Below are 25,435 nucleotides of genomic sequence, written 5' to 3'. Positions count from 1 at the left end.
TAAGGTAATTTCTTATGAACAAAATTAACAGCATTATAACTTTTATTGGATTACTAACACTATATGGATGTGGTTCCTTAAACCCCAGTTATTTGGATTCAGAAGCCCCAAAAACTATTAATGTTGAAGGAAGATCACTTGAAAAACGGTTTTACCTTTTGGGGGATGCAGGAGTTGCAGATTCCGATGAAAGTAATGAAGCCTTAGAAGCATTTAATGCTTTAATAGCCAATGAAGATACATCAAATGATCACCTTATCTTTCTTGGAGATAATATTTACCCCAAAGGGCTTCCAGCAAAAGGTGAAAAGGGAAGGGAACAGGCTAAGAATCGGTTAGATATTCAACTTCAAGCGGCTAAAAACTTTAAAGGAAAAACGCTATTTATTCCTGGAAATCATGACTGGTACAGTAATGGGTTGAAGGGATTAAAAAGACAAGAAGAATATGTAGAAAAAGTACTTGATAATAATGAAGCTTTTCAACCAGAAAATGGATGCCCCATTGAAAAAATTGAGATATCTGAAAATATTGAGTTAATTATTCTTGATACCCAATGGTATATTGCAGATTGGGACAAACATCCAACAATTAATGATGATTGTGATATTAAATCTCGAAAAGCCTTCTTTTTGGAAATAGAAAATGAGCTTAAAAAGAACAACGAAAAAACCATTCTTATAGCCATGCACCACCCAGCATTTACCTATGGGTTACATGGAGGTTACTATAACTTTCAGAACCATATTTTTGCTAGTGGAAGGAGTGTTCCAGTACCCATTTTGGCAAGCCTTGTTACTCAGGTTAGGTCACAAGGAGGTGTTTCTCCCCAAGACCGCTACAACAATAGGTATAATGAATTAATGAATAGAATAATAACCCTAGCCACAGATAGTGATCGAGTTATTTTTGCTTCAGGACACGAACACACACTTCAGTATATTGATAACCAAGGAATCAAGCAAATTATTTCTGGTTCAGGAAGTAAGGAAGCCCCTGTAAACTTGGGAAAAGGTGCACAGTTTGTTTCAGGAAGAAGAGGTTTTGCAGTTTTGGATGTTTTTGATGACGGATCTTCGGTTGTTAAATTTTATGGTTCAGAAAATAAAACTCCAACACTTCTTTTTTCTGCAGAAGTACACGCAAAACCTATAGAATATGATACCTCACTATTAGCCAATGAGTTTGGTCCTGAGCGAGAAGTTTCTGCTTATAACAAGGAAGATACAGATAAATCTAAAGCGTATTCGTGGTTTTGGGGTGATCATTATCGTTATATATATGGAACAGATATTAAAGTGCCTGTGGCAACGCTTGATACTTTATTTGGGGGGATGACAATTGAGCGAAAGGGTGGGGGACATCAAACAAGGTCACTTAGGCTAATTGATATGAAAGGTAGAAATTTTGCATTGAGAGCCGTTAAAAAAAGTGCTGTTCAGTTTTTACAAACAGTGGCATTTAAGGATACCTACATTCAAGATGATTTTAAAGAAACCCTTACAGAGGATTTTATTCAGGATTTCTATACTTCCAGCCATCCTTATGCGGCATTTGTAATAGGAGACCTGTCTGATGCTATCGATTTATATCATACAAACCCCATGTTGTTTTATATGCCAAAGCACAAAACATTAGGTAAATACAACGAGGAGTTTGGAGATGAACTTTATATTATTGAAGAGCGTCCAGACGACGGGTTTTTGGATGTGGCATCTTTTGGAAAACCAGATGCTATTGAAAGCACAAGTGATGTACTAGAAAACTTACGCAAAGATGAAAAATATCAAATTGATGAACCTGCCTTTATAAAAGCGCGGCTTTTTGATATGTTAGTGGGAGACTGGGATAGGCATCAAGATCAATGGCGTTGGTCTCGCTTTGATATTTCAGACGATAAAAAAATATATAAACCCATACCTCGAGATCGAGATCAAGTTTTTTCAAATTTTGATGGAGCACTTTTCGATCTTCTTAAAACCATTATTCCTGCAACAAAACAATTTCAGGAGTTTGATGGGGAATTAAAGAATATAAAATACATTAACCTTGCTGGAATAAAAATAGATAGGACATTTACACAAAATTCATCCAAGGATGTGTGGCTTTCACAGGCCGAATTTATCCAAGAAAATTTGACAGATGCTGTAATTGATGATGCTTTTAAGAACCTACCCAAGGAGGTACAAGACGAAACGGCTAATTCTATCAAAGAAAAATTGAAAGAACGTAGAGGCTACCTAAGAGATATCGCTTCTCGCTATTACGATTATTTAGATGATCTAGTAATTATTACCGCAACAGATAAAGATGACCATATCTCTATAACAAGAGGAGATAATACGACTACCGTTGCGGTATCTAGAATTAAAGATGGAGAAGTACAAAAACCTTTTAAGAAAAGAGTGATTAATAGCAAGGAAACCAAAGAAATTTGGGTGTATGGTCTTGATGACGATGATGAATTTTTAGTTGAAGGCTATGGAAATAACCCAACTTTAGTTAGGGTTATAGGTGGTCAAAACAATGATACATACACCATCGAAAGTGGACGTCGCGTTAAAATTTATGATCACAAATCAAAAAAGAACACCATTGCAAAACCTGGAAAAGCAGATTTTAAATTTAAAGACAATTACCGATTTAATATATATCAGTATGATAAATACATAGATAAAACAACCTCCATTTTACCCTCCATTGGCACCAATCCAGATGACGGTGTAAAAGTGGGGCTTAATTTATCTATGATGATAAAGGGCTTTAAAAACGATCCTTTTCAAACCAAGCATAATTTTGGGGGGAGTTATTATTATGCTACTGAGGGTTTTGAAATTTACTATGAAGGAGAATTTTCTACCTTATTTGATACCTGGAATATCATTGTTGGAGGGAGGCTTACTTCTGAAAATTTTTCACAAAACTTCTTCGGATATGGAAACGATACTTCAAATTTTGATGATGATTTAGGACTCGACTATAATCGAGTAAAAACGGCTATAAGAACTGGAAAAATTGGTGTTGTTAAGAATGGTCACTATGGAAGTCGAATTGAAATTAATGGAGGAGCTGAAAGTATTGAAGTTGAAGCTACTGAAAATCGCTTTATAACTGAAGACTTTTCAGATAGAGTGCTTCTTGATGAACGTATGATTTTTAGTGTCTTAAATTTTGATTATTCATATGCTGGATACGACACCGCGATAAACCCTACGCGAGGCATGTTTTTTAATTTAAAATCTGGCGTTAGGATGAATATTGATAATACAGAACGCACCTATGGTTTTGTGAATCCATCTTTAGAATTTTTTAATAGTTTAACTAGGGATAGAAAGTTAGTCCTTAGAACACAAGCCCAAGGACAGTTTAATATTGGAGATAAATATGAGTTTTTTCAAGCGGCAGTTTTAGGGGCTAATACGGGTTTAAGAGGATTTAGGCAACAACGATTTTCTGGTGAAAGGACTTTAGCCTTTAGCGGTGATTTAAAATATCAACTTAAAAGTTTTAAAACAGGCTTACTGCCTTTAAAACTGGGCATATTTGGTGGTTTTGATTACGGTCGAGTATGGCTCGACGGGGAAGATTCAAACACTTGGCATAATAGTTATGGCGGGGGTATTAATTTGAATGCGGTAGATGCTATTTCTGGACAATTCGGAATATTTAATAGTGTTGACGGACTAAGGTTTTCCTTTTTATTTGGTATAAGTTTATAATCTAATAAAGTTTAAATTACGATACTTTTTTGTAATTTATTGTACCTTTGCACACTTAATAATCCCCATGAAATCTAACCTAGAAATTGCTATAAAAGCTTCCATAGAAGCTGGAAAAGAAATTCTTAAAATTTACAACACCAATTTTTCTGTGGAAGTAAAGGAAGATGCCTCTCCGTTAACTCTTGCAGATAAAAATGCAAACGATGTTATAAATTCTTATTTGGACAATACTGGCGTTCCTATTATTAGTGAAGAAAATAAACAAATTGAGTATTCTGAAAGAAAAAAATGGGCCATGTGTTGGATTGTTGACCCTTTGGATGGAACTAAAGAATTTGTAAAGAGAAATGGAGAATTTACGGTCAATATTGCTTTAATAAAAAATGGAAAACCCAACATGGGAGTTATTTATGTTCCAGTTTCCAAAGAATTATACTTTGCAGTAGAAGGGCTTTCTAAGGCCTTCAAAATTACTATTCAGGAGGATGAATCCTTGGACTATATATTTAAATTTTCCACACCACTTCAAGCGGCTGCGTATGTCGAGCCAATTAAAATAGTGGGGAGTCGTTCGCATTTAAATGATGCTACAAAGGAATATATTTCAGAAATTGAAAGACATAATAATGTTGAAATTGTTTCTAAAGGAAGCTCTTTAAAATTTTGTTTGGTTGCCGAGGGAAATGCACACCTCTATCCACGATTTGCTCCAACCATGGAATGGGATACCGCAGCAGGACAGGCAATTTGCGAGGCCGTTGGGGTTTCAGTTATTGACCAAAATACTAAACTACCTCTTTGTTATAATAAAGAGAATCTACTTAATCCTCACTTCTTAGTGAAAGTATCATGAAAGCCAACTCTCATGCAAGACATATTGTAAAAGCAATTACTTGGAGAATTCTAGGTACACTTGATACTATTTTGCTTTCTTGGATTATTACAGGAAGTGCATTAACAGGACTAAAAATTGGATTTGCTGAAGTAATAACAAAAATGATTTTATATTACCTTCACGAGCGTGTTTGGTTTAAGATTAATTTGAGTAAAGGTGGTGTTGTTCTTGAGAGTAGAAAAAGACATATAGCAAAAACGTTTACTTGGAGGGCTGTGGGTACCACAGATACTATGATTATCTCTTGGATAATTTCAGGGAATCCATTTATAGGACTAAAAATTGGGTTTGCAGAGTTAATAACAAAAATGATTTTATATTACCTTCATGAAAGGGCTTGGTATAAGATTGATTTTGGACTAGAAAGAAGAAGATTACGAAAAGCAAAACATCAAACAAATGAGTAACATCATTCCACATAATTTTCAGGTAACTAAAAAGGAAAGAAACCTTCAAAAAAAGCATAATTCCTTGCTCATTTGGTTTACTGGACTTTCAGGGTCTGGAAAATCTACTGTCGCAAATGCCTTGGAAAAAGCGTTACTCGAAAAAGGATTACACACCTATATTTTAGATGGAGACAATGTGCGAAACGGACTCAATAACAACCTTACTTTTTCTCCCCAAGATAGAACAGAAAACATCCGTCGTATTGCTGAAGTTGCCCAGTTAATGGTTGATGCAGGACTTGTTGTACTATCGGCTTTTGTGTCTCCTTATCAAAAAGATAGGGAGAACGTTAAATCTATTGTTGGAAAAGAGAATTTTGTTGAAATTTTTGTGAACACACCTATTGAAGAATGTGAAAAAAGAGATGTAAAAGGATTGTATGCGAAAGCAAGAGCGGGTGAAATAAAGGATTTTACTGGTGTAAATGCACCGTATGAGACTCCCCAAAACCCTGATGTTGAAATTGACACAAGTACAGTATCTGTTGAAGATTCTGTTGCGATTATTTTTAAAGCCATAGCGAATAAATTACATTTGAAGCATGAGTAAGTATTATTTAAATTACCTAGACGAACTTGAGTCTGAAGCCATTTATATTTTAAGAGAAGTATGGGCGCAATTTCAGAATCCAGTAATTCTATTTTCAGGAGGAAAGGATTCTATTTTGGTAACCCATTTAGCAAAAAAAGCATTCTATCCTTCAAAAATTCCTTTTCCGCTAATGCATGTGGATACGGGGCATAATTTTCCTGAAACTATTCAGTTTAGAGATGATTTAATTAAGGAGTTTGGTGTCCAACTTATTGTAGGTTCTGTCCAAGAGTCTATTGACAAAGGACGTGTAGCTGAAGAAAGAGGAAAAAACGCAACACGAAATGCACTTCAGATTACAACACTTTTAGACGCCATTGAAGAAAATAAAATAGATTGTGCAATAGGTGGTGGAAGACGAGATGAAGAAAAAGCTCGTGCGAAGGAACGGTTCTTTTCGCATCGAGACGATTTTGGGCAATGGGATCCCAAAAATCAACGTCCAGAATTATGGAACATCCTTAATGGAAAACATTTTGAAGGGGAACATTTTAGAGCCTTCCCTATTAGTAACTGGACCGAAATGGATGTATGGAATTATATTCTTAGAGAAAACATTTCAATCCCTTCGCTTTATTATGCACACGAAAGAGACGTAGTTTGGCGTAGTAATTCTTGGATTCCAGTTTCGGACCATTTAAAATTGGAAGAGAACGAAGAAGTTCATAAAAAGAAAATTCGTTTTAGAACACTTGGCGATATTACCATTACGGGTGGTATAGAAAGTGATGCGGATACCCTAGAAAAAATAGTGATGGAAGTTTCCGCAATGAAACAAACCGAACGAGGAAATAGAAGTGATGACAAGCGCAGCGAGACATCAATGGAAGATAGAAAACGACAAGGTTATTTTTAAAGAATAGAACAATGCAATTAGATACGAATCAATTATTACGATTTACAACTGCCGGAAGTGTTGACGATGGTAAAAGTACCTTGATAGGAAGACTTTTATATGATTCTAAAGCTATTTTTGAAGATCAACTGGAAGCTGTAGAAAACACGAGTAAGAGAAAAGGTCACCATGGAGTTGATTTGGCCTTATTTACCGATGGTTTAAAAGACGAACGCGAACAAGGTATCACAATTGATGTTGCGTACAGGTACTTTACAACACCCAAGCGTAAATTCATTATTGCAGATACACCTGGTCATATTCAGTATACTCGTAATATGGTAACAGGGGCCTCCACAGCAAATGCAGCTTTGATTTTAATTGATGCTCGAAACGGTGTTATTGAGCAAACAAAACGTCACGCATTTATTGCATCTTTGCTACAAATTCCTCACATTATCGTTTGTGTGAATAAAATGGATTTGGTAGATTATTCTGAAGAAGTTTATGAAAAAATCATAGCACAATTTGAAGAATTTTCATCAAAATTATATGTAAAAGACGTTCGTTTTTTACCCATTAGTGCTTTGGATGGGGATAACGTAGTTAACCGAAGTGAAAAAATGACTTGGTTTCAAGGAGCACCATTATTACATACTTTGGAGCACCTACATATAAGTAGTGATATTAATAAAATTGATGCACGTTTTCCTGTGCAAACAGTATTGCGCCCTCAACGAGAAGGATTTATCGATTACCGAGGTTATGCGGGAAGAGTAGCAAGTGGTATTTTTAGACCGGGTGATGATATTACAGTTTTACCCTCTGGTTTTACTTCAAAGGTTAAGTCGGTGGATACATTTGACGGTTCCCTAGAAGAGGCTTTTGCTCCTATGTCGGTTTCAATTACTTTGGAAGATGATATTGATGTTAGCCGAGGGGATATGATTGTAAAGACAAATAATAAACCCGAGCCGCTTCAGGAGTTTAGTGCTATGCTATGTTGGTTACATAACCAACCAGCTAGACCTCGTGCCAAATACACCATTTTGCATACCTCTAATGAACAAAAAGCGATGATTCAGGATGTTTTGTATAAAATTGATATCAATACCTACAATCGGGAGGAAGAGGATAAATCGTTAAACATGAATGACATTGCCCGAATTAAAATTAGAACCACGCGACCTTTAATGATTGATGAGTATCGAGATAACAGAATCACAGGAAGCTTTGTTTTAATAGATGATGCCACCCATGAAACAGTTGCAGCAGGAATGATTTTATAAATATCTTACCCTCATGATTGAGTTTAACGGAAAGAAAGGAACCTTATATCGAATTATCCTAAAATTTAAAAACCTCACGGATAAGACTGGTATTTCTATTGGGAAAGGCTCCAAAATTGTAAATGGAACTGTTATTGGAGACGGCTCAAGAATAAACGGGGAGATTATTATAAAAGGTAGGGGTTCTTGCACGATAGGAAAATATGTTGCATTTGGAGAAAATATTAGAATCATTACTTCAAACCATAAGACAGACGAAGTAATTTTGCAATATGCCTTATTTAATCGAATAGGTTTTAAATCGTTGGTAGACCCTAAAATTAATGTGTACATTGGACATAATGTATGGATTGGAGATCAAGCCATTATTCTTCCTGGTGTTACCATTGGGAATGGTGCTATTGTTGGTGCGGGATCTGTGGTTACAAAAGATGTTCCTCCTTATGGAGTAGTGGCAGGAGCACCGGCAAAATTTATTAGAAGTACATTCTCACCTCAAGAGATTGAAGAAATTGAAAAGCTACAATGGTGGGATTGGTCTATTGAAAAGATGAAAAAAAATAAGGAGTTATTGCGCAAAAATTAATTGTGGTTTCTCTTAAATCAAATTTTGTAATTGTTAAAGTATCTAAATTTTATTTCGAAAAAGGATATAAAAACTGCTTCTATTGGGAGTTTGGTTATAAAATTCGGTTCTGCCTTTTTTGCCTTTTTAAATGGAGTTTTATTGGCTCGATATCTTTCAATTGAAGGACTTGGGTACTATGTTTTAGCTTTTACCACACTAACAATCATATCAGTTCCAGCAACTATTGGCCTACCTAATCTTATTACAAGATATATTTCAAAATATGAGGTAGAAAAAAATTATGCTGGAATGAAGGGATTGTTAATTAAAACAAATCAATTTGTTTTAATTTCTACTATAGCAATATATATCATTGCAGCCATAACCTATTTATTCTGGTGGAAAAATTATGATTCTGTTTTTGTAGAGACCCTGCTTTATTCATTTTTATTATTACCTATTTTAGGATTTGGGGCCCTGCGCTCTGCAGCTTTAAGAGGATTAAAACTCATTATTCTTTCTGAATTACCCGATACGTTACTTCGAAATTTTTTACTTACTATTTTGCTAATTGGATGCATTCTTTTAGAATATCCATTGTCGCCTCAATTGGCGATTGTTTTTCAAATTGTAGCGGCGGGAATAGGTTTTTTGCTTGGTTTTTTGTTTTTATATAAAAAGCTTTTAAATAAATTAAAAAAGGTTTCCCCAATATATAATACTAAAGAATGGTATGTACAAACCATTCCTTTTTCAATAAATAGTGGCATTCAAATAGTTCGTTCTAAATTGTTAACCTATTTATTAGCCATCTTTGGTAGCATTGAAGCGGTTGCCATTTTTGACGTTGCAATGCGTGGAGCAGCACTAGTCTCTTTTACGCTCAACGCATTAAACTCTGCTATTTCTCCATTTATTTCATCTGCGTTTGAAAAGGGAAATACGTTGCAAATTCAAAAAATTGTTAAAAAAACGGGACGAATTATTTTTGCATTTTCCCTACCCGTAGCGCTTATTTTTATTTTAGGAGGAAAGGGTCTGGTAATGTATATATTTGGTAATGAATATGCTGTGGCCTATTTTCCATTACTCATCTTATGTATTGGTCAATTGGTAAGTGCTATGGTAGGCTCTGTTGGAACCCTACTTAGTATGACTGGAAATCAGAAGGTATTTTCTAATAGTAATGTAATTATGTTAATAATAAATATGATTTTGGGTGTTCCTCTTATTATGATTTGGGATGAAATAGGCGCTGCGCTCCTTTTTAGTGCGATATTAATAATTCAAAATTATATATTATTGAAATATGTACAGAAGAATTTAAACATCAATACCTCCATATTTTGAAACCAAAAATTATCTATGTAGCGGGTGACGGAAGATCGGGCTCCACATTACTCGACTCGATATTGTCGAATATAGAAGGGAGTGTTTCGGTTGGTGAATGCCATAGATTTTGGGTTCGTTTTTATGAAAAAGAGACTCTATGCGGTTGTGGAGAAAAGATTGAAAAGTGCACGTTATGGTCTAAAATTGATAAAAAATTACACCAAAAGTTTCCTGATTATGATTCAGAATATATAAAACAAAAAGTAAAGGAAATACAATATTTTAAGAATTTTAAAAAAATACCAAAGCTATTACAAACTAAGGAATGGCAGTATTTTGCAGAGATTGTCATTTATTTTTATAATCAAATAGCCGAAACTTCACAAAGTAATATCATTATAGATAGTTCTAAGAGTATTGGGTGGTGCTATTTTCTTCAAAATACAGGGGCTTTTGATTTAAGAATAATACACTTGGAGAGGAATTTAGCTTCTGTTGCAAATAGCTGGAAAAAGAAAATGCTCTTGCCGGAGTACTATGATAAAGATGTATTTATGCCCCAAAAAACGAATAAGGTAATTTTAAAATCTTGGATTAAGATTAAAGTATTAGCGTTAGATTTAAAAAAGAATAATTGCTTTATGTTTCTCAAATATGAGTCCTTTTGCCAGAAACCGGAATTTTGGTTAACCAAAATTAAAGAATTTGTGGGGGAACCATTTGATATTACTGAATTTATTATGATTCCAACTCATTCAATAGGAGGAAACCCAATGAGAAGTGGTAGTAATAAGAAAATAGTTATTTCTAACAAAAAAGTTGATTTGCACCATTTAAATTTTTTCGAAAAAATATTTTTTAAGAGCTCTAGTATTATAGCAAAAACATTTATTAGATGATTTCCGTTGTTATACCCCTTTATAACAAAGAAAGGTTTATTACCGAAACTATTCAATCTGTTTTGAATCAAACTTTTGCAGACTTTGAATTGATTTTAATTAATGATGGAAGCACCGATACTTCTGAAGCAGTAGTTAAAACATTTAATGATCATAGAATTCGATATATGAGCATAGCAAATAGTGGTGTTTCAGTGGCAAGAAATACAGGGATAGAATTAGCAAAATTCCCGTGGATTGCTTTTTTAGATTCAGATGATTGGTGGGCTCCCAACTTTCTGTCTGAAGTTGCAACAGCAATAAATAATAATCTTTCAAAAAATATTTTTGCAACGGGGAGGAGTAGGGTGTTTAAAAGCGATATTGAACGTTACAAAAATGAATTTCTTCCTAAAGATGGCGAGACATCTCCAGTGAATTATTTTAGAATAATTTCAAAGTATTTACCTCCTATAAACTCGTCTAATGTTGTTATTAAAAAAGAATTGTTGATGGAGAGAGGTTTATTTAGGAAAGGACAAAAACAACACGAAGATCACGATTTGTGGATGCGTTTGTGTGTAAAAAATGAAGTTATCTTTATAAACAAGCCCTTATCTTTTTATAGAAAAACGGAAATAGACACGGCATCAAATACCTACTATCAAGCTTCAGACTTTTTAACTTATTTGACTACCCTAACCGAGGTTGAAAATAAATTAAATGAGGAAGAAAAGGCCTATTTTGAAGGCTATACCAATAAATTTATTGCATTAACGTATATTAAGAATTATGGTCTGTATTCAAAAGAAGAGGATGGGAAAGTATATTCAAAAATGAAACAAATTTTAAAAGGTAAATATTTAATCTTGATAAAGGCGCTTTGGTTATTACCATATAAAAAGACGTATCCCATTTTTAAATTCCTACAACGATAATGAATCATAAGAAAGTAAATTTGTTTGTTGTAGGTGCTATGAAAGCGGGCACTACTTCTTTAATAGAAATCCTTTCAAATCATTCAGAAATTTATGTTCCGCCTATTAAAGAACCTCATTTTTTTGTAGATACTTTGCCTAAAAGTTTATATGAACCTTCTCGGTTTTTTAATCTAGATAAATACTTTAAAGAGGAGTTTCCAAAGCCTATTCACATCAGTAAAATTGAAGATATCTCTCAATATAAAAAACTTTACTCATTATCCGTCAATGAAAAATACTGGGTTGACGCAAGTACTGCCTACTTACATGCCCCAGGCGTTGCTCAAAAAATCTACAGTTATAATGAAGATGCAAAAATTATAATATTACTAAGAGATCCTTTAAAAAGGGCTTTTTCTCATTATAAAATGGATATAGGTTTAGGTAGAATCAATGCTTCTTTTAATCAATTAATGGAAAGGGAAATTCAGGAATATAATAATGGTAGTTTAGAATGGAGTAGTCATATTGGGATGAGTTTATATAAAAGCGCAGTAGAAAATTATACCTCGTTATTTAAAAATGTATTAGTACTTAGAATTGAAGATTTAGCTAGTAGAGAAAACGAAGAATTGTCCAAGATTAGCTCTTTTTTGGGTATTAAAGTTTTTGAAACCTCAACCATTCAACATAAAAACGTAGCAAGAGAGCCAAAATTCAAAAAACTTTTTTATTTTTTGAAACAAATGGGGGTTAAGGATTATTTTTCAAAATATTTATCTTCTAATTTTAGACATTGGTTATTTAAGAAAGCAACTAAGGGTTCAACTTTTAAAATGGAAATCACCCCAAAAAACTTAGAAAAGCTGAATGCTATATTCATTAAAGAATCTAAACTATGATAATACTGGATATATGTATTTGTATTATTGCTTTTTTGCTTGGTTATAACCTTGTTAATTTTTTCTCAGACCTTACAAAAAATGAAAAGTCCTTTTTACGGAAATTATTTTTCTTTCACTTTTTTATTGGTATTTGCTTCAGTATTTTAGTTGGAAGATATGGTGGAGATGCCCAGTTGTATTGGAGTTTTCCTAAAATGTATGAATTAAATGATGTTTTTAATGTAATAGAAAAAGGCTCCCCTTCAGGAATTGTTTACTTAATCAATTATTTCCCATCTCACATTTTAGACCTTTCCTTTTTTACTGGAAATATGATTTATTCATTGTTTGGTTATATATCTTTTATTTATATTTTTTTCATTTTAAAAAGAATTATTCCAGACACCGAAAAGCTTAAAGAAATTAAGTTATTCAACATCCCTATTCACCCTTGGATATGGTTTCTACCAAATTTGCATTATTGGTCCTCAGGAATAGGGAAGGATACCATTTTATTTTTTTGCATCGCCTTGTTTGTGTATTCGTTGCTAGAGTTTAAAAAGAGATTTTTGGGTATTCTTTTGAGCATTTTCATAGCTATTTTAATACGTCCTCACATAATGCTGTTTTTGGTTGCTGCATTTGGAGTAGCTTATTTATTTGATGGTTATTTAAAGAACTATCAAAAGATTTTTATTTTTTTACTTTTTATTGCCGCTTTTGCATCTATGTTTAATTATGTAGTAGAATTTATTAGGCTAGAGAGTTTAGATATTACCGCTATAGAGCAATACGCAAATACCAAAGCGTCTAAATTAAATCAGGCAGATTCTGGCAGTGGAATTGACATTTCGGGGTATCCATTTCCATTAAAAGTGTTTACATTTTTATACCGCCCCCTGTTTTTTGATATTAATGGAGTGCTTGCTGTGGTTGCTTCATTTGAAAACTTAATTTTACTTCTTTTAACAATAAAAATAGTTAGAAATAAGCCATTTAGAAGCTTAAGGAATTCAAATGGTCTAATCAAGGGGTTGGTGTTTTATTTTTTAATTGGGGCATCCTTATTTTCTTTAATTTTAGGAAACCTCGGAATAATGCTTCGTCAAAAAAATGCCTTTATTCCCTATTTAATCATTTTTGGGCTTTGGATTATTTTCTATAACTCACAATATTCGAAAAGCATTAACAACAATCAAATGGGTGCCTCATGAAAATATTGATGGTTATTAATAGCTTAGCTACTGGAGGTGCAGAAAAATTACTTTTAGAGTCAATTCCAAAATATAAGGCACAAGGAGTTATTGTAGATTTGTTATTACTAAATGGTAAAAGTTATCCTTTTTTAGATGAGCTAAGAGAAATATCAGATTGTAAAGAAATTTCCTTAGGGGAAGGCAGTGTATATAATCCAGCCTTGATTTTTAGATTAACAAAACACCTAAAAAACTACGATATTGTGCATACACATTTGTTTCCATCCCTTTATTGGGTGGTTTTTTCTTCTTGGTTATCGTTTAGTAAAACAAAATTAGTTTACACAGAGCATAGTACTAGTAATAGAAGGAGAAATAAACTCATCTTAAAAATGTTGGATAGAATTATTTACAGCGGTGTTGACAAAATAATTACCATTGCCGATGAAGTTGATTTTAATGTGAAAAAGCATTTAAGGACTAAGGAATCAAAATTCATACTAATAAATAATGGAATAGACTTAAAAAAGTTTGAAGAGGCCATTCCATATGAAAAGAGTAAATTTTTTAGACCTCTAGATACAATTTTAATCCAAGTTTCTTCTTTTCGAGAACAAAAGGATCAAGCCACGCTTATTAGATCTATTGCAATTCTTCCAGAAAATTTTAAGTTACTATTAGTAGGGGATGGGCCCTTAAAAAATGACTTAGAAACCTTAGTTGCTACTTTAAAACTTGAAAATAGAGTTAAATTTCTAGGGATAAGAAATGACATACCTAGGTTATTAAAAACAGCAGATGCTTCGGTTCTGTCTTCTTTTCATGAAGGTCTTTCACTATCAAGTATTGAAGGTATGGCTGTGGGCAAACCCTTTATTGCATCTAAGGTTCCTGGCCTTAGAGAGATAGTTGATGGATACGGATTACTTTTTAAAAAAGGAGACGAGCTTGATTTAGCGAATACATTAAAAAACCTTTTTCAGGATAAGAAGCGCTATGAAGAAATAAGCAAAAGATGTTATTCTAGAGCCCAAGATTTTAGCATTGAAAAAATGATTAATAAACATATTGAACTTTATAAAAATCTTTTAATCAAGTAAAGTTCGTTAAAAATGAAATCTAAACTAATACGTATAACAACAGTGCCAAGCTCTCTTAAAATTCTTTTAAAAGGGCAACATTCTTTTATGAGTGAATATTATGACGTTATTGGAATTTCAAGTAAAGGTGAAGATTTGGATGAAGTAAAAAATAACGAAGGAATTGAAACCATCGCCGTGGAGATGACGCGTACCATTTCACCTTTTAAGGACCTTCGATCTGTTTGGAAGCTTTATCGAGTATTTAGACGAGAGCGCCCCAAAATTGTCCACACGCATACCCCAAAAGCAGGTATAGTAGGAATGCTTGCGGCAAAACTGTCAGGAGTACCCATTAGATTACATACCGTAGCAGGGTTACCCCTATTAGAAGCTACTGGATTAAAGAGGTTCATATTAAATTCTGTTGAAAAATTAACGTATTCCTGTGCGACCAAAGTTTATCCTAATTCTGTAGGGCTATACAATATCATTTTGGAACAAAAATTCTGTAAAAAAGAGAAGTTAATGGTCATTTCAAATGGCAGTTCTAATGGTATTGATATTCATTACTTTAATCCAACCGCCGTTTCAAATAAACAACAAAAAGCATTAAAGGAACAATTACAATTAAAGCCAAACGATTTTGTTTTTATATTTATAGGAAGACTCGTTGGAGATAAAGGGATTAACGAATTAATAACCTCTTTTAAAACCATATCTAAAAGTCATAAAAACTGTAAACTTCTTTTGGTAGGTGCTTCAGAACCAGAATTAGACCCTCTTTCTTTCGAAACTATTTCAATAATGAAGGAAAACAAAGATATTATAGAAGTTGGTTTTCAAAAGGATGTGAGGCCTTATCTTTCTATAAGTAATGCACTTGTTTTTCCTACCTATAGAGAAGGGTTTCCTAATGTTGTTTTGCAAGCTTGTGCTATGGGGCTGCCTGCTATTGTGACTGATATTAATGGGTGTAACGAAATTATTATGGAAGGAAAAAATGGAACTATAATTACGCCTAAAGATATTGACGCCTTAACAAATGCAATGCAGAAGTTTTTAAAAGAAAAGGAACGTTGGCAAGATGTAAATTCCTATCGAAAAACTATAGTAGATAGATTTCAACAAGAAATAGTTTGGAAAGCATTATTAGCAGAATATAAAACACTGGAAGCTCATGTATGCTAATTTTATAAAAGTTATTTTGGATTTTTGTACAGCATTGGTCATTCTAATATTGCTTAGCCCAGTATTTATTTTTGTTTTTTTGGCTTTAACCATTGCAAATAATGGACAACCATTTTTTTATCAAATTCGCCCTGGTAAAAATGAGAAACTATTTAAAATAGTAAAGTTTAGGACAATGAATAACAAAAGAGACGACAACGGTACATTATTGCCAGATGCAAAACGATTAACATTTATTGGGAAACTTGTTCGTAAAACTTCTTTGGATGAATTGCCACAACTCTTCAATATTTTAAAATTTGAAATGAGTTTAGTTGGACCTAGACCTTTATTGCCAGAATATTTACCTTTGTATACCCTTGAACAAAAGAAAAGGCATCTCGTTAAGCCAGGAATCACCGGACTTGCTCAAGTGAGAGGAAGAAACCAAATGTTATTTAGTGAAAGATTGAAAAATGATATTTTTTATGTTGAAAATCAATCCTTTATATTAGATTTGAAAATCATTTTTGAAACGATATATACTGTTTTTTTCAAATCAAAAAATGTAGTTTTAGGTCAAACGGTAGACGAGGTAGATGACCTAGGTTTAAGTAGAAATTTAGATTCTAATCATTTTAAAACAAAAAAATGAACATCCACGGTAAAAAAATAATACTTCGCGCGATTGAAGAGGAAGATTTAGCTTTAATACACCAATGGTCCAACGATCCAGAAATTAACTACAATCTTGGAGGATGGCATTTCCCATCAAGCAGACAAGATCAACATAAATGGTTTCAGTCCTTAAGCCTAAAAAATAATGACCAAAGATTTGCTATTGAGACAAAGGAAGATGGAATAATAGGGATGGCAAATCTTGTAGACATAAATTGGAAAGATAGAAATGCTTTTCATGGCATGCTACTTGGATACAAAGAAATAAGAGGAAAAGGATATGGAGTCGATACCATAATGACCATAAATAGATATGCTTTTGAAGAGCTAGGACTTAAAAGACTAGATAGTACCATTATTGCATATAATGAAGCTTCCTTACACGTATACCTCACTAAATGTGGATGGAAAAAGGAAGGGGTTAAAAAGAATTTTTATTTCAGAAAAAACACTTGGTGGGATCAGGTAATTATGGGTATTACTTCGGAAGATTATTTTCAATTTATTTCAGAAAACCCATATTGGTAAGATGAAAAGAAAAGAATTCGGTTCCGAATTTCATTACCCAATCCATTCAAAATGGTTGCTAAAGGAATCCGATGAATCCTTTTTTTCTTCAAAAGGGTTTAGTTTTCATTTTTCTGGGCGCGCAGCACTTTATACTTTAGTTTCAGAGGGGATACAAACAAAAGGCTGGAAGAATTTATATTTTCCAAGTTATTATTGTCACGAGGTGATAGCTTACTTAAAGGATTTACCTATTAATGTTCATTATTTTAATTTCAATCCATTTTTAGATACAGAAATTTCCATTCAAGAAATAAAAGATGATCCTACAAGTGTTTTGGTGCAAGTTTCATTCTTTGGAGTTAAGTCTATAAACTTACCTTCTATTAAAAAGATAGCTATTATAGAGGATTATAGCCATAATTTATTGGCCCTTAAAGAAAGTAAGGCAGATTATTGTTTTGGTTCTTTACGTAAGGAATTGCCTATTCCTGTGGGTGGGTTTTGTTACTCACAAAATCATTCACTTGCCCAAAGCAATTCAAATAAAAAAGCAGAAGATGTAGCGAATGAGAAGTTAAAAGCTATGTTGTTGAAAGAGCAGTATTTAAGAGGGGAAATTGAAAACAAGGAAGGCTATAGAACTCTTTTTCAAAAAGCCGAGCAGGATTTTGAAAAAAAATACACAAACACAAGATTACCAGAAACTGCTACAAAAATTTTAAACTCCTTACATGTTTCAAAGATTTTAAAACAAAAGCATGAAAACGTAGAAGAGGCGCTTAAAATTCTCAACGATATTCCAAATGTTTCTTTTAATATAGATACTAAAGATGCTAATCCTTTCGGTCTTATTTTTAAATTGACCTCAAATAAAAGTAGGGAAGCCTTAAAAACATATCTCATTAAAAACAATATTTTCCCTGCTGTTTTATGGCCTAACCAAGTAAATAAAAAAGACCAAGAAATAGAAAAGCGCACCCTTTTTGTACACTTAGATTTTCGTTATACTTCCAAGGAGGTTACCTTTGTGGCCAATAAAATAAAGGCCTTTTTTAATGAATAGTTCACAAAAAATATTCTTGGAAAACCCAGAATGGGATGAAATAGTGCGCAGTTGCTATGCATACGATTTTTATCACACACGGTCTTACCATAAAATGGAAGTATCAACAACAAATCATAAAGCGGTTTTATTTGTGAGCTCTTTAGATTCAAATTTTATAGCCCTACCACTCCTAATTAGGGAAATTGAAAACACTTCTTATTTTGATGGTACTTCTGTTTATGGGTATTGCGGTCCTATTAGTAACCTAGAAGATAAAAAAATACCTCCATTGTTAGTTGAAAAATTTCAGACTGAAATAGAGAATTTTTTTAAAGAACAGAATATTATTTCGGTGTTTGCCAGATTACACCCATTAATTTATCAAGAATCCATTTTAAAAGGGATTGGAAATACAAAAGACATAAATCAAACTATTTTTATAAATTTAAAGGATACTCCAGAAGAACAGCGTAAACAGTACCGGAAATCTAATAAATCTGAAATAAATCAACTACGAGGCAAAAAGGGGTATGAAGTAATAAGAGCAACAACAGAAAAAGAAATTTTATTATTTGCTTCAATCTATAATGAAACCATGGAGCGTGTAAATGCCGGGGACTATTATTTTTTTGAAGAAGAATATTTCACTCAATTACTGAATAATTCTTCCTTTGAAGCACATCTTTTTTTAGCTATTAAAGATAAAGAATTTACGGCGGGTGCTATTTTTACAGTAACTAATGGAATTATGCAATACCATTTAGCTGGAACGAAAGAAGAATATAGTAAAGATACCCCTATGAAACTTATAATTGATGAAGCTAGATTATACGGTCATCAGAAACAATTAGAATTTTTACATTTAGGTGGTGGGCTTAATGGTAGTGATGATGACTCCCTTTTTAGGTTTAAATCTGGCTTTTCAAAAAATACGAGTCAATTTAGGACTTGGGAGTATATTGTTAATGAGGCTATATATAAAGAATTGGTTTCAAAAAATGGAGTTTCAAACAGTACTTTTTTTCCTCTTTATCGTGCAAAAAGAATCAATAAATGAAATCTAAAATCTATTTGTCATCTCCTCATATGGGAGGTAAAGAACATGTTTATGTTCAAGAGGCATTCGATACAAATTGGGTAGCTCCCTTGGGGCCTAATGTAACCGGATTTGAAACAGCCATAGAAAATTATTTAGGCGAAAGAAGCCGTGTGGCTGCATTAAGCTCAGGTACGGCAGCTTTGCATTTGGCTTTAATATTATTAGGAGTTAAAAAAGATGATGAAGTCCTTTGCCAGAGTATGACGTTTTCTGCATCTGCAAATCCCATTGTGTATCAAGGAGCAACTCCTATTTTTGTTGATAGTGAAAAGAAAACATGGAATATTTGTCCAGAAACATTAGAGGAGGCTATAAAAGACAGGCTTGAAAAAGGGAAGAAGCCCAAAGCCATTATTGCAGTTCATCTTTATGGAATGCCTTATAAGGTGGATGAACTTAGAGCAATTTCGAAAAAATATGAAATTCCTATCATTGAAGATAGTGCCGAAGCCCTAGGGAGCCATTATAAGGAACAAAAATGCGGAACATTTGGGGATATCTCTATTCTTTCTTTTAACGGAAATAAAATTATTACAACATCGGGTGGAGGGGCTTTAGTAACAAAGTCTCAAGCATTAAAGCAAAAAGCAATTTTTTTAGCCACTCAGGCTCGTGATGAAGCACCTCATTATCAGCATTCAGAAATAGGATATAATTATCGTCTTAGTAATATAAGCGCAGGAATTGGGAAGGGTCAAATGGAAGTACTCGATCAACGAGTTGCAGAACGGAGAAAAAACCACCAGTTTTATATTGAAGCTTTTTCAAACGTTAAAGGAGTTTCAGTTTTCTCAGAACCTTCGCCAGATTATTTTTCAAATCATTGGTTAACGTGTATATTAATTGATTCGAAGTTGGCATCATTTACACCTACAGAACTTAGGCTAGCTCTTGAAATAGAAAATATTGAATCGCGACCTCTTTGGAAACCTATGCATATGCAACCCGTGTTTAAAAACGCTCCCTTTTATGGAAAGAATAGGGTTTCAGAATCCCTTTTTTTACAAGGATTGTGCTTACCCTCGGGTTCTAATCTTACTACCGAAGATTTACAAAGGATTAACATGGTTATTCAGCAATTCGCATAGAGATTCTGTATCTTTGCTGCATTTATTTAAAATAAATATTGGAAAAGGAAAAGAATATATTGAAACACTTATATAGTGGAGATAATAAGATTAAACTGCTTGATCAGAGGTATTTACCGAGGTGGATAGTGGTTTTAATCGATACCGCCATTGCTGTGCTTTCTTTTTATTTGGCATATTTAATTTTAATGGGAACTCCCATAAAATTTCATACGGTATTAACGATATTTCAACAAGGAATAATTCTGGTATCAGTTAATCTTATTTTTTTCTTCTTGTTTAAAACCTATTCAGGAATTATAAGGCACTCCACCTTTACAGATATTACAAAACTTGCTTTTTCATCACTATTCACTTTTTTAACGGTTGTTATTTTTAATACTTCCTATGAATTAATCGAAGGCAATAAAATATTCCTCAACACGTCACTAATTTTATACATGTTGCTTTCGTTTTCCATTATGCTTCTATTTCGAATAGGAGTTAAAGAAACGTATCAATATTTACGAAATGTTTCATCTGGATTAACCAAAAAAAGAGTAGCCATTATAGGAGTAGATGATGATACTATTTCTGTGGGTAAAGCTTTAACAACCGAGTCAAAACTTCCTTTTAAATTAATCGGTTTTTTAACGCAACAAATTGATTCGAAACGATATAAAATTTTAGGTAAGCCAGTGGTGCCGATAAAAGCATCATTTTCTGAAACTGTTAAGGAATTACATTTGGATGGTGTATTAATAGTAAGTGAATCATTTTCTAGAACAGTAAAGAATAAAATTGTTGAAGATTGTCTCGATTTAGGTATTGAAGTTTTTAATGTTCCTTCCATGGAAAAATGGAATAAAAAAGAAGACATTACAAATCAAATAAAGCCCATTGAGATTGAAGATCTACTGGAACGCGAAGAAATTAAAATTGATGATCAACTCATCAAAAAAGACATTTCTGGAAAAACGGTTATGGTAACTGGAGGTGCTGGCTCTATTGGAAGTGAGATTGTTAGGCAGTTGGCAGAATTTTCACCTGAGTTGATTGTCATTTTAGACCAAGCAGAATCGGCGTTACATGATCTAGAATTATATTTAATAAAAAACTATCCAAACCTTAATTTTATTATTGAATTGGCGGACATAAGCAATATGTACCGCTTGGACTTAATGTTTAAGAAATATTCTTTCAATATAGTTTATCACGCCGCCGCCTACAAGCATGTTCCTTTGATTGAGAGAAATCCACACGAAGCTATTTATGTAAATATATTAGGAACGGTAAATCTTTCTATTTTGTCTCTAAACTATGAAATTGAAAAGTTTGTCATGGTCTCTACCGACAAAGCGGTAAATCCTACCAATGTTATGGGAGCATCAAAAAGAGCAGCCGAAATGTATGTACAAGCACTTCAAAATGAAAAGGGTGTTTACACAAGATTTATTACTACACGATTTGGTAATGTTCTTGGTTCTAGTGGGTCTGTTATCCCATATTTCAGGAAACAAATTGAAGAGGGTGGCCCAGTGACGGTTACCCACAAAGATATTATAAGATATTTTATGACAATTCCTGAAGCATGTCAATTGGTGTTACAAGCAGGAACCATGGGTAGAGGGGGTGAAATTTATGTTTTTGATATGGGGAAACCTATAAAAATATTGGATTTGGCAGAGAAGATGATTCGCCTATCTGGACTTGAGCCTTACAAGGATATAGATATTGAAATTACAGGGCTTAGACCAGGTGAAAAATTATACGAGGAGTTGCTTAATGATGTTGCCACGACATTACCGACACATCACCCCAAAATTATGATTTCTAAAATACCAGCTGGAGAATTCCTCGATATTAAAACGAAAATTAAAACCATTATAAAAACAGCTACCAAGCATGAGGATAGAAAGGTGGTTATGTTATTAAAGGAATTGGTGCCAGAGTTTAAAAGTGAAAATTCAACTTTTAAAGATTTGGACGTAATAATTGAAAGTGAATAACATTTGGAAAACTATAGTTCCTTTCCCTTAAGTTTTTGCATTTAACACTTATATTTATACTGTTATAACCTTGCTAATGAAAAAATTACCCCTCATCATAGTTAGCCTAATGCTATTTGCTTCTTGTGCTACAAAAAAACAAATACTATATTTTCAAGATGCTGAAGAGTTAAACAACCTTCTTTCAGAAAATATATTTGAACCAGAAATTGAAGCCAATGATATTCTTCATGTGATGGTTTCCTCTTTGGATGAAAATGTGGTAGCTCCTTTTAAAATGAATTCCCAAGAAGGAGTTTCAAACAATCAAAACCCACTACTAAGAGGATATTTAGTAAATAACAATGGGAATATTCAATTTCCAGTGTTAGGAGCAATCCATGTTGCTGGGAAGACAAGAGGTGAAGTGATTTTACTTCTTACTTCAAAACTTTCGGAATACGTAACCGACGTCGTTGTGGATGTCCGTATCATTAATTTTAAAGTTACGGTCATAGGAGGAGTAAACAATCCAGGGGTTTATAGAATTGATGATGAAAGAGTGACATTGCCGCAAGCAATTGGTTTGGCAGGAGATTTATCCTTAGACGGAAAGCGTAACAATATTATGATTATTCGTCATGAAGATGGAAAACAAAAAGTAACTCGGGTGGATTTTACAAAAACCGATTTTTTTGAAAGTCCTTATTATTTTTTAAAGCAAAACGATGTTGTGTATGTAGAACCTTCATTAAAAGGGGTGAAAAAATCAGGATTTATTCCCGATATTCCAGCACTTTTGTCCCTTGTCACAATCATTTTAAGTACAACCATTATCCTTACTCGATAATATGAAAACACACCACAATCCAAAACATAATGAACTTTCGGTAAGGGAAATATTAGAACAATATACGCGCTATTGGTATTTATTTATTTTTGGGGTTATAATTGCCGCGAGTTTGGCATTTATTTATTTAAGATATACTACAGTCTCTTACCTATCTAAAGGAACCATAATCATTAAGGATGAAAAATCTGATGGTGGAGCAGAAGAACTAGCCGCGTTTTCAAACTTGGGCGGATTTTTATCAAGATTTAAGAGCAGTAAAATTGAAAATGAAATCGCTATTTTTAAATCTAAGCGAATTATTAAAGAAGTAATAATCGCACTAGATTTAAATATATTATATGAATCTGTTGGGACCATTAAAACCACCGAATTATACCAATATAAACCCTTCCAGGTTCAATATTTATCTATCAATGATAGCTTGGGAGAGCCAAATAGAATGATTCCCAAATTATACTTCGAAATTGAAAACGAAACCCAATATAAAGTTTACAATGAATCCAACTCCATTGAAGGGGTTTATACTTTTGGAACTAAAGTAGATTTACCGTTTGGAAGCATTACAGTAATTCCTAATTTAGATAATGCTACCAAGTTTAAGAGCTTTATATCTAAAACGGTTTCTGTTTCCTATCGAGATGTAGATAAAGTTGCTGCCGTGTTTCAAAGAAGCCTTAATGTAGCAAATGAGCTTAACAACAGTAATGTTGTTGTAATAAGTATGCAAAGCCCCGTTCGAAGCAAAGCCGAAGATTTTATTAACGAATTGGTTTTTCAGTATAATAGAGACGCCATTGAGGATAGGGGGCAAGTTGCCAAAAAAACATCCGATTTTATCGACTCTCGTCTAGAAATTATTACCAAGGAATTAGATTCGGTTGAAACAAACAAGGAATCTTTTAAAAGCTCAAATAGGCTTACTAATATTGAAGCACAAGCACAACTTATTCTTGAAAACGCAAGTGATTTCGAAAAACGTCAATTTAATGTAAATACACAGATTGAGCTGGCAAATACAATGATTGACTATATGGAGAATTCTTCCAATAATGATTTGTTGCCTTCCAATATTGGAATAGAAGGGGGAGATGTTTCAGAATCTGTCAATAATTATAACGAACTCGTACTTCAGCGAAATAGACTTTTAAAATCTTCCACAGCAAAAAACCCTGTGGTGGTCAATGTGAATGATCAAATAGAAGAAATTCGTCAAAACATTTTAAATAGCCTAAAGAATACAACCAATTCCTTAAAGGTTTCCTTGCGTGATTTAAATTTTCAGGAATCTGTTCTTAATTCGAAATTGTCTAAGGTGCCCACTAATGAAAAAATTTATAGAGGGATAGAACGTCAACAAGGTATTAAAGAGCAATTGTATTTGTTTTTATTACAACAAAGAGAAGAAGCGGCGATATCTCTGGCGGTGACTGCACCAAAAGCAAAAGTAGTTGATAAAGCATATAGTAGCAGCACGCCTGTTTCACCTAAGAAATCATTAATTTATTTAGGTTCAATATTGGCAGGATTGCTTGTGCCATTCTTGTTTATTTATTCAAGGGACTTATTGAATAATAAAATTTCAAATCGCCGTGATATTGAAACTGGTATTTCTAATTTAAATTTAATTGGTGAAATTCCGAAACTTAAAAAGGATGAAGAGCAACTTATTCAGCTTAATGATAGAAGTATTTTAGCAGAATCCTTCAGGATTTTAAGAACCAATCTTCAATATTTATTCATTAATAAATTAGAAAATACTCATAAGTCCAATACTGTTTTTGTTACATCAACAATTAAAGGAGAAGGAAAGACCTTTGTGGCCTTCAATTTAGCCTTAACATTAGCTTTAACAGGAAAAAAAGTGGTGCTCGTTGGGGGAGATATTAGAAATCCACAATTGCATAGATATCTACCTAGAGAATTACAAAATCAGCCGGGCCTTACCGAATTTATTATGGATGCTTCCATTAAGGCAAGGGATATAGCTTCAAAAAGTAGTGAAAATGAGAATCTTTCCATTGTATTATCTGGCGCCATCCCTCCAAACCCTGCAGAATTGTTAATGCTCGATAGGACCAAGCAATTTTTTGAAGAGTTAAGAGAAGACTACGATTTTGTAGTGGTAGATACTGCACCTTCTATGCTTGTTACGGATACAATTTTAATTAATAAGTTGGCAGATGTTACATTGTATGTATTTAGGGCTAATTATACCGAAAAGCGATTACTCGAATTTGTAAATGACGCCATAGAGGATGGTCGTTTATTGAATGTTGCAGGGGTATTAAATAATGTTTCTTTAAGTAATTTTGGTTATGGAAACAAATATGGCTATAGTTATAGTGACGAAAAGCCATCCTTTAAGAATCGTCTTTTCCGAAGGTAA

Annotated in this window: 22 protein-coding genes; all 22 read left to right on the top strand. The window is 33.3% G+C overall.

Going from position 1 to position 25,435, the window contains the following annotated elements:
* Positions 1-14: 14 nt before the first annotated feature.
* Entirely contained in the window at positions 15-3,719 is a 3,705-nt protein-coding gene (locus tag KXJ69_RS05000) for a metallophosphoesterase (protein ID WP_219051876.1), read from the top strand.
* Positions 3,720-3,786: 67 nt separating this feature from the next.
* Positions 3,787-4,575 (top strand): 3'(2'),5'-bisphosphate nucleotidase CysQ, encoded by a 789-nt coding sequence (cysQ, locus tag KXJ69_RS04995; RefSeq protein ID WP_219051875.1) that lies wholly within the window; start codon positions 3,787-3,789, stop codon positions 4,573-4,575.
* Complete coding sequence (locus tag KXJ69_RS04990; RefSeq protein ID WP_219051874.1) at positions 4,572-5,024, top strand: DUF2061 domain-containing protein; 453 nt, start codon at positions 4,572-4,574, stop codon at positions 5,022-5,024. The genes cysQ and KXJ69_RS04990 overlap by 4 nt, the downstream gene beginning before the upstream one ends.
* Positions 5,017-5,616: an adenylyl-sulfate kinase gene (gene cysC, locus KXJ69_RS04985; protein ID WP_219051873.1), complete on the top strand. Its 600-nt coding sequence runs from the start codon at positions 5,017-5,019 to the stop codon at positions 5,614-5,616. Before KXJ69_RS04990 ends, cysC begins: the two co-directional genes overlap by 8 nt.
* Complete coding sequence (gene cysD / locus KXJ69_RS04980) at positions 5,609-6,514, top strand: sulfate adenylyltransferase subunit CysD (RefSeq protein WP_219051872.1); 906 nt, start codon at positions 5,609-5,611, stop codon at positions 6,512-6,514. The genes cysC and cysD overlap by 8 nt, the downstream gene beginning before the upstream one ends.
* Positions 6,515-6,525: 11 nt before the next feature.
* Positions 6,526-7,782 (top strand): sulfate adenylyltransferase subunit CysN, encoded by a 1,257-nt coding sequence (cysN, locus tag KXJ69_RS04975; RefSeq protein WP_219051871.1) that lies wholly within the window; start codon positions 6,526-6,528, stop codon positions 7,780-7,782.
* Between the two features lie 13 nt (positions 7,783-7,795).
* Positions 7,796-8,368: a CatB-related O-acetyltransferase gene (locus KXJ69_RS13780; protein ID WP_219051870.1), complete on the top strand. Its 573-nt coding sequence runs from the start codon at positions 7,796-7,798 to the stop codon at positions 8,366-8,368.
* A 30-nt stretch (positions 8,369-8,398) separates the two neighbouring features.
* Entirely contained in the window at positions 8,399-9,700 is a 1,302-nt protein-coding gene (locus tag KXJ69_RS04965; RefSeq protein ID WP_219051869.1) for an oligosaccharide flippase family protein, read from the top strand.
* Positions 9,697-10,581 (top strand): sulfotransferase domain-containing protein, encoded by an 885-nt coding sequence (locus tag KXJ69_RS04960; protein WP_219051868.1) that lies wholly within the window; start codon positions 9,697-9,699, stop codon positions 10,579-10,581. The genes KXJ69_RS04965 and KXJ69_RS04960 overlap by 4 nt, the downstream gene beginning before the upstream one ends.
* A complete protein-coding gene (locus tag KXJ69_RS04955; RefSeq protein ID WP_219051867.1) occupies positions 10,578-11,498 on the top strand; it encodes a glycosyltransferase family 2 protein in 921 nt (306 codons plus the stop codon). The genes KXJ69_RS04960 and KXJ69_RS04955 overlap by 4 nt, the downstream gene beginning before the upstream one ends.
* Entirely contained in the window at positions 11,498-12,382 is an 885-nt protein-coding gene (locus KXJ69_RS04950; RefSeq protein ID WP_219051866.1) for a sulfotransferase family protein, read from the top strand. The genes KXJ69_RS04955 and KXJ69_RS04950 overlap by 1 nt, the downstream gene beginning before the upstream one ends.
* Complete coding sequence (locus KXJ69_RS04945) at positions 12,379-13,578, top strand: hypothetical protein (RefSeq protein ID WP_219051865.1); 1,200 nt, start codon at positions 12,379-12,381, stop codon at positions 13,576-13,578. Before KXJ69_RS04950 ends, KXJ69_RS04945 begins: the two co-directional genes overlap by 4 nt.
* On the top strand, positions 13,575-14,660 hold the full coding sequence (locus tag KXJ69_RS04940; RefSeq protein ID WP_219051864.1) for a glycosyltransferase: 1,086 nt from the start codon (positions 13,575-13,577) through the stop codon (positions 14,658-14,660). Before KXJ69_RS04945 ends, KXJ69_RS04940 begins: the two co-directional genes overlap by 4 nt.
* A gap of 12 nt (positions 14,661-14,672) precedes the next feature.
* Positions 14,673-15,830, top strand: a complete 1,158-nt coding sequence (locus KXJ69_RS04935; RefSeq protein WP_219051863.1) for a glycosyltransferase family 4 protein — start codon at positions 14,673-14,675, stop codon at positions 15,828-15,830.
* Positions 15,820-16,464 (top strand): sugar transferase, encoded by a 645-nt coding sequence (locus KXJ69_RS04930; RefSeq protein ID WP_219051862.1) that lies wholly within the window; start codon positions 15,820-15,822, stop codon positions 16,462-16,464. Before KXJ69_RS04935 ends, KXJ69_RS04930 begins: the two co-directional genes overlap by 11 nt.
* Positions 16,461-17,015 (top strand): GNAT family N-acetyltransferase, encoded by a 555-nt coding sequence (locus KXJ69_RS04925; protein WP_219051861.1) that lies wholly within the window; start codon positions 16,461-16,463, stop codon positions 17,013-17,015. The genes KXJ69_RS04930 and KXJ69_RS04925 overlap by 4 nt, the downstream gene beginning before the upstream one ends.
* Position 17,016: 1 nt before the next feature.
* On the top strand, positions 17,017-18,060 hold the full coding sequence (locus KXJ69_RS04920; RefSeq protein ID WP_219051860.1) for a hypothetical protein: 1,044 nt from the start codon (positions 17,017-17,019) through the stop codon (positions 18,058-18,060).
* Positions 18,053-19,099, top strand: coding sequence for a GNAT family N-acetyltransferase (locus tag KXJ69_RS04915; RefSeq protein WP_219051859.1), 1,047 nt, complete (start codon positions 18,053-18,055; stop codon positions 19,097-19,099). Before KXJ69_RS04920 ends, KXJ69_RS04915 begins: the two co-directional genes overlap by 8 nt.
* The gene (locus tag KXJ69_RS04910) at positions 19,096-20,229 is read left to right on the top strand and encodes an aminotransferase class I/II-fold pyridoxal phosphate-dependent enzyme (RefSeq protein ID WP_219051858.1); all 1,134 of its coding nucleotides are present in this window, start codon (positions 19,096-19,098) and stop codon (positions 20,227-20,229) included. Before KXJ69_RS04915 ends, KXJ69_RS04910 begins: the two co-directional genes overlap by 4 nt.
* A gap of 59 nt (positions 20,230-20,288) precedes the next feature.
* Complete coding sequence (locus KXJ69_RS04905) at positions 20,289-22,217, top strand: polysaccharide biosynthesis protein (RefSeq protein WP_255571209.1); 1,929 nt, start codon at positions 20,289-20,291, stop codon at positions 22,215-22,217.
* 76 nt (positions 22,218-22,293) lie between these two features.
* Entirely contained in the window at positions 22,294-23,046 is a 753-nt protein-coding gene (locus tag KXJ69_RS04900) for a polysaccharide biosynthesis/export family protein (protein WP_219051856.1), read from the top strand.
* Position 23,047: 1 nt separating this feature from the next.
* On the top strand, positions 23,048-25,435 hold the full coding sequence (locus tag KXJ69_RS04895; RefSeq protein ID WP_219051855.1) for a GumC family protein: 2,388 nt from the start codon (positions 23,048-23,050) through the stop codon (positions 25,433-25,435).

This window comes from Halomarinibacterium sedimenti, from assembly GCF_019312585.1.
Lineage (GTDB): Bacteria > Bacteroidota > Bacteroidia > Flavobacteriales > Flavobacteriaceae > Halomarinibacterium > Halomarinibacterium sedimenti.
The sequence above is the reverse complement of the archived record's forward strand: the minus strand, read 5'-3'. Positions and strand labels throughout refer to the sequence as shown.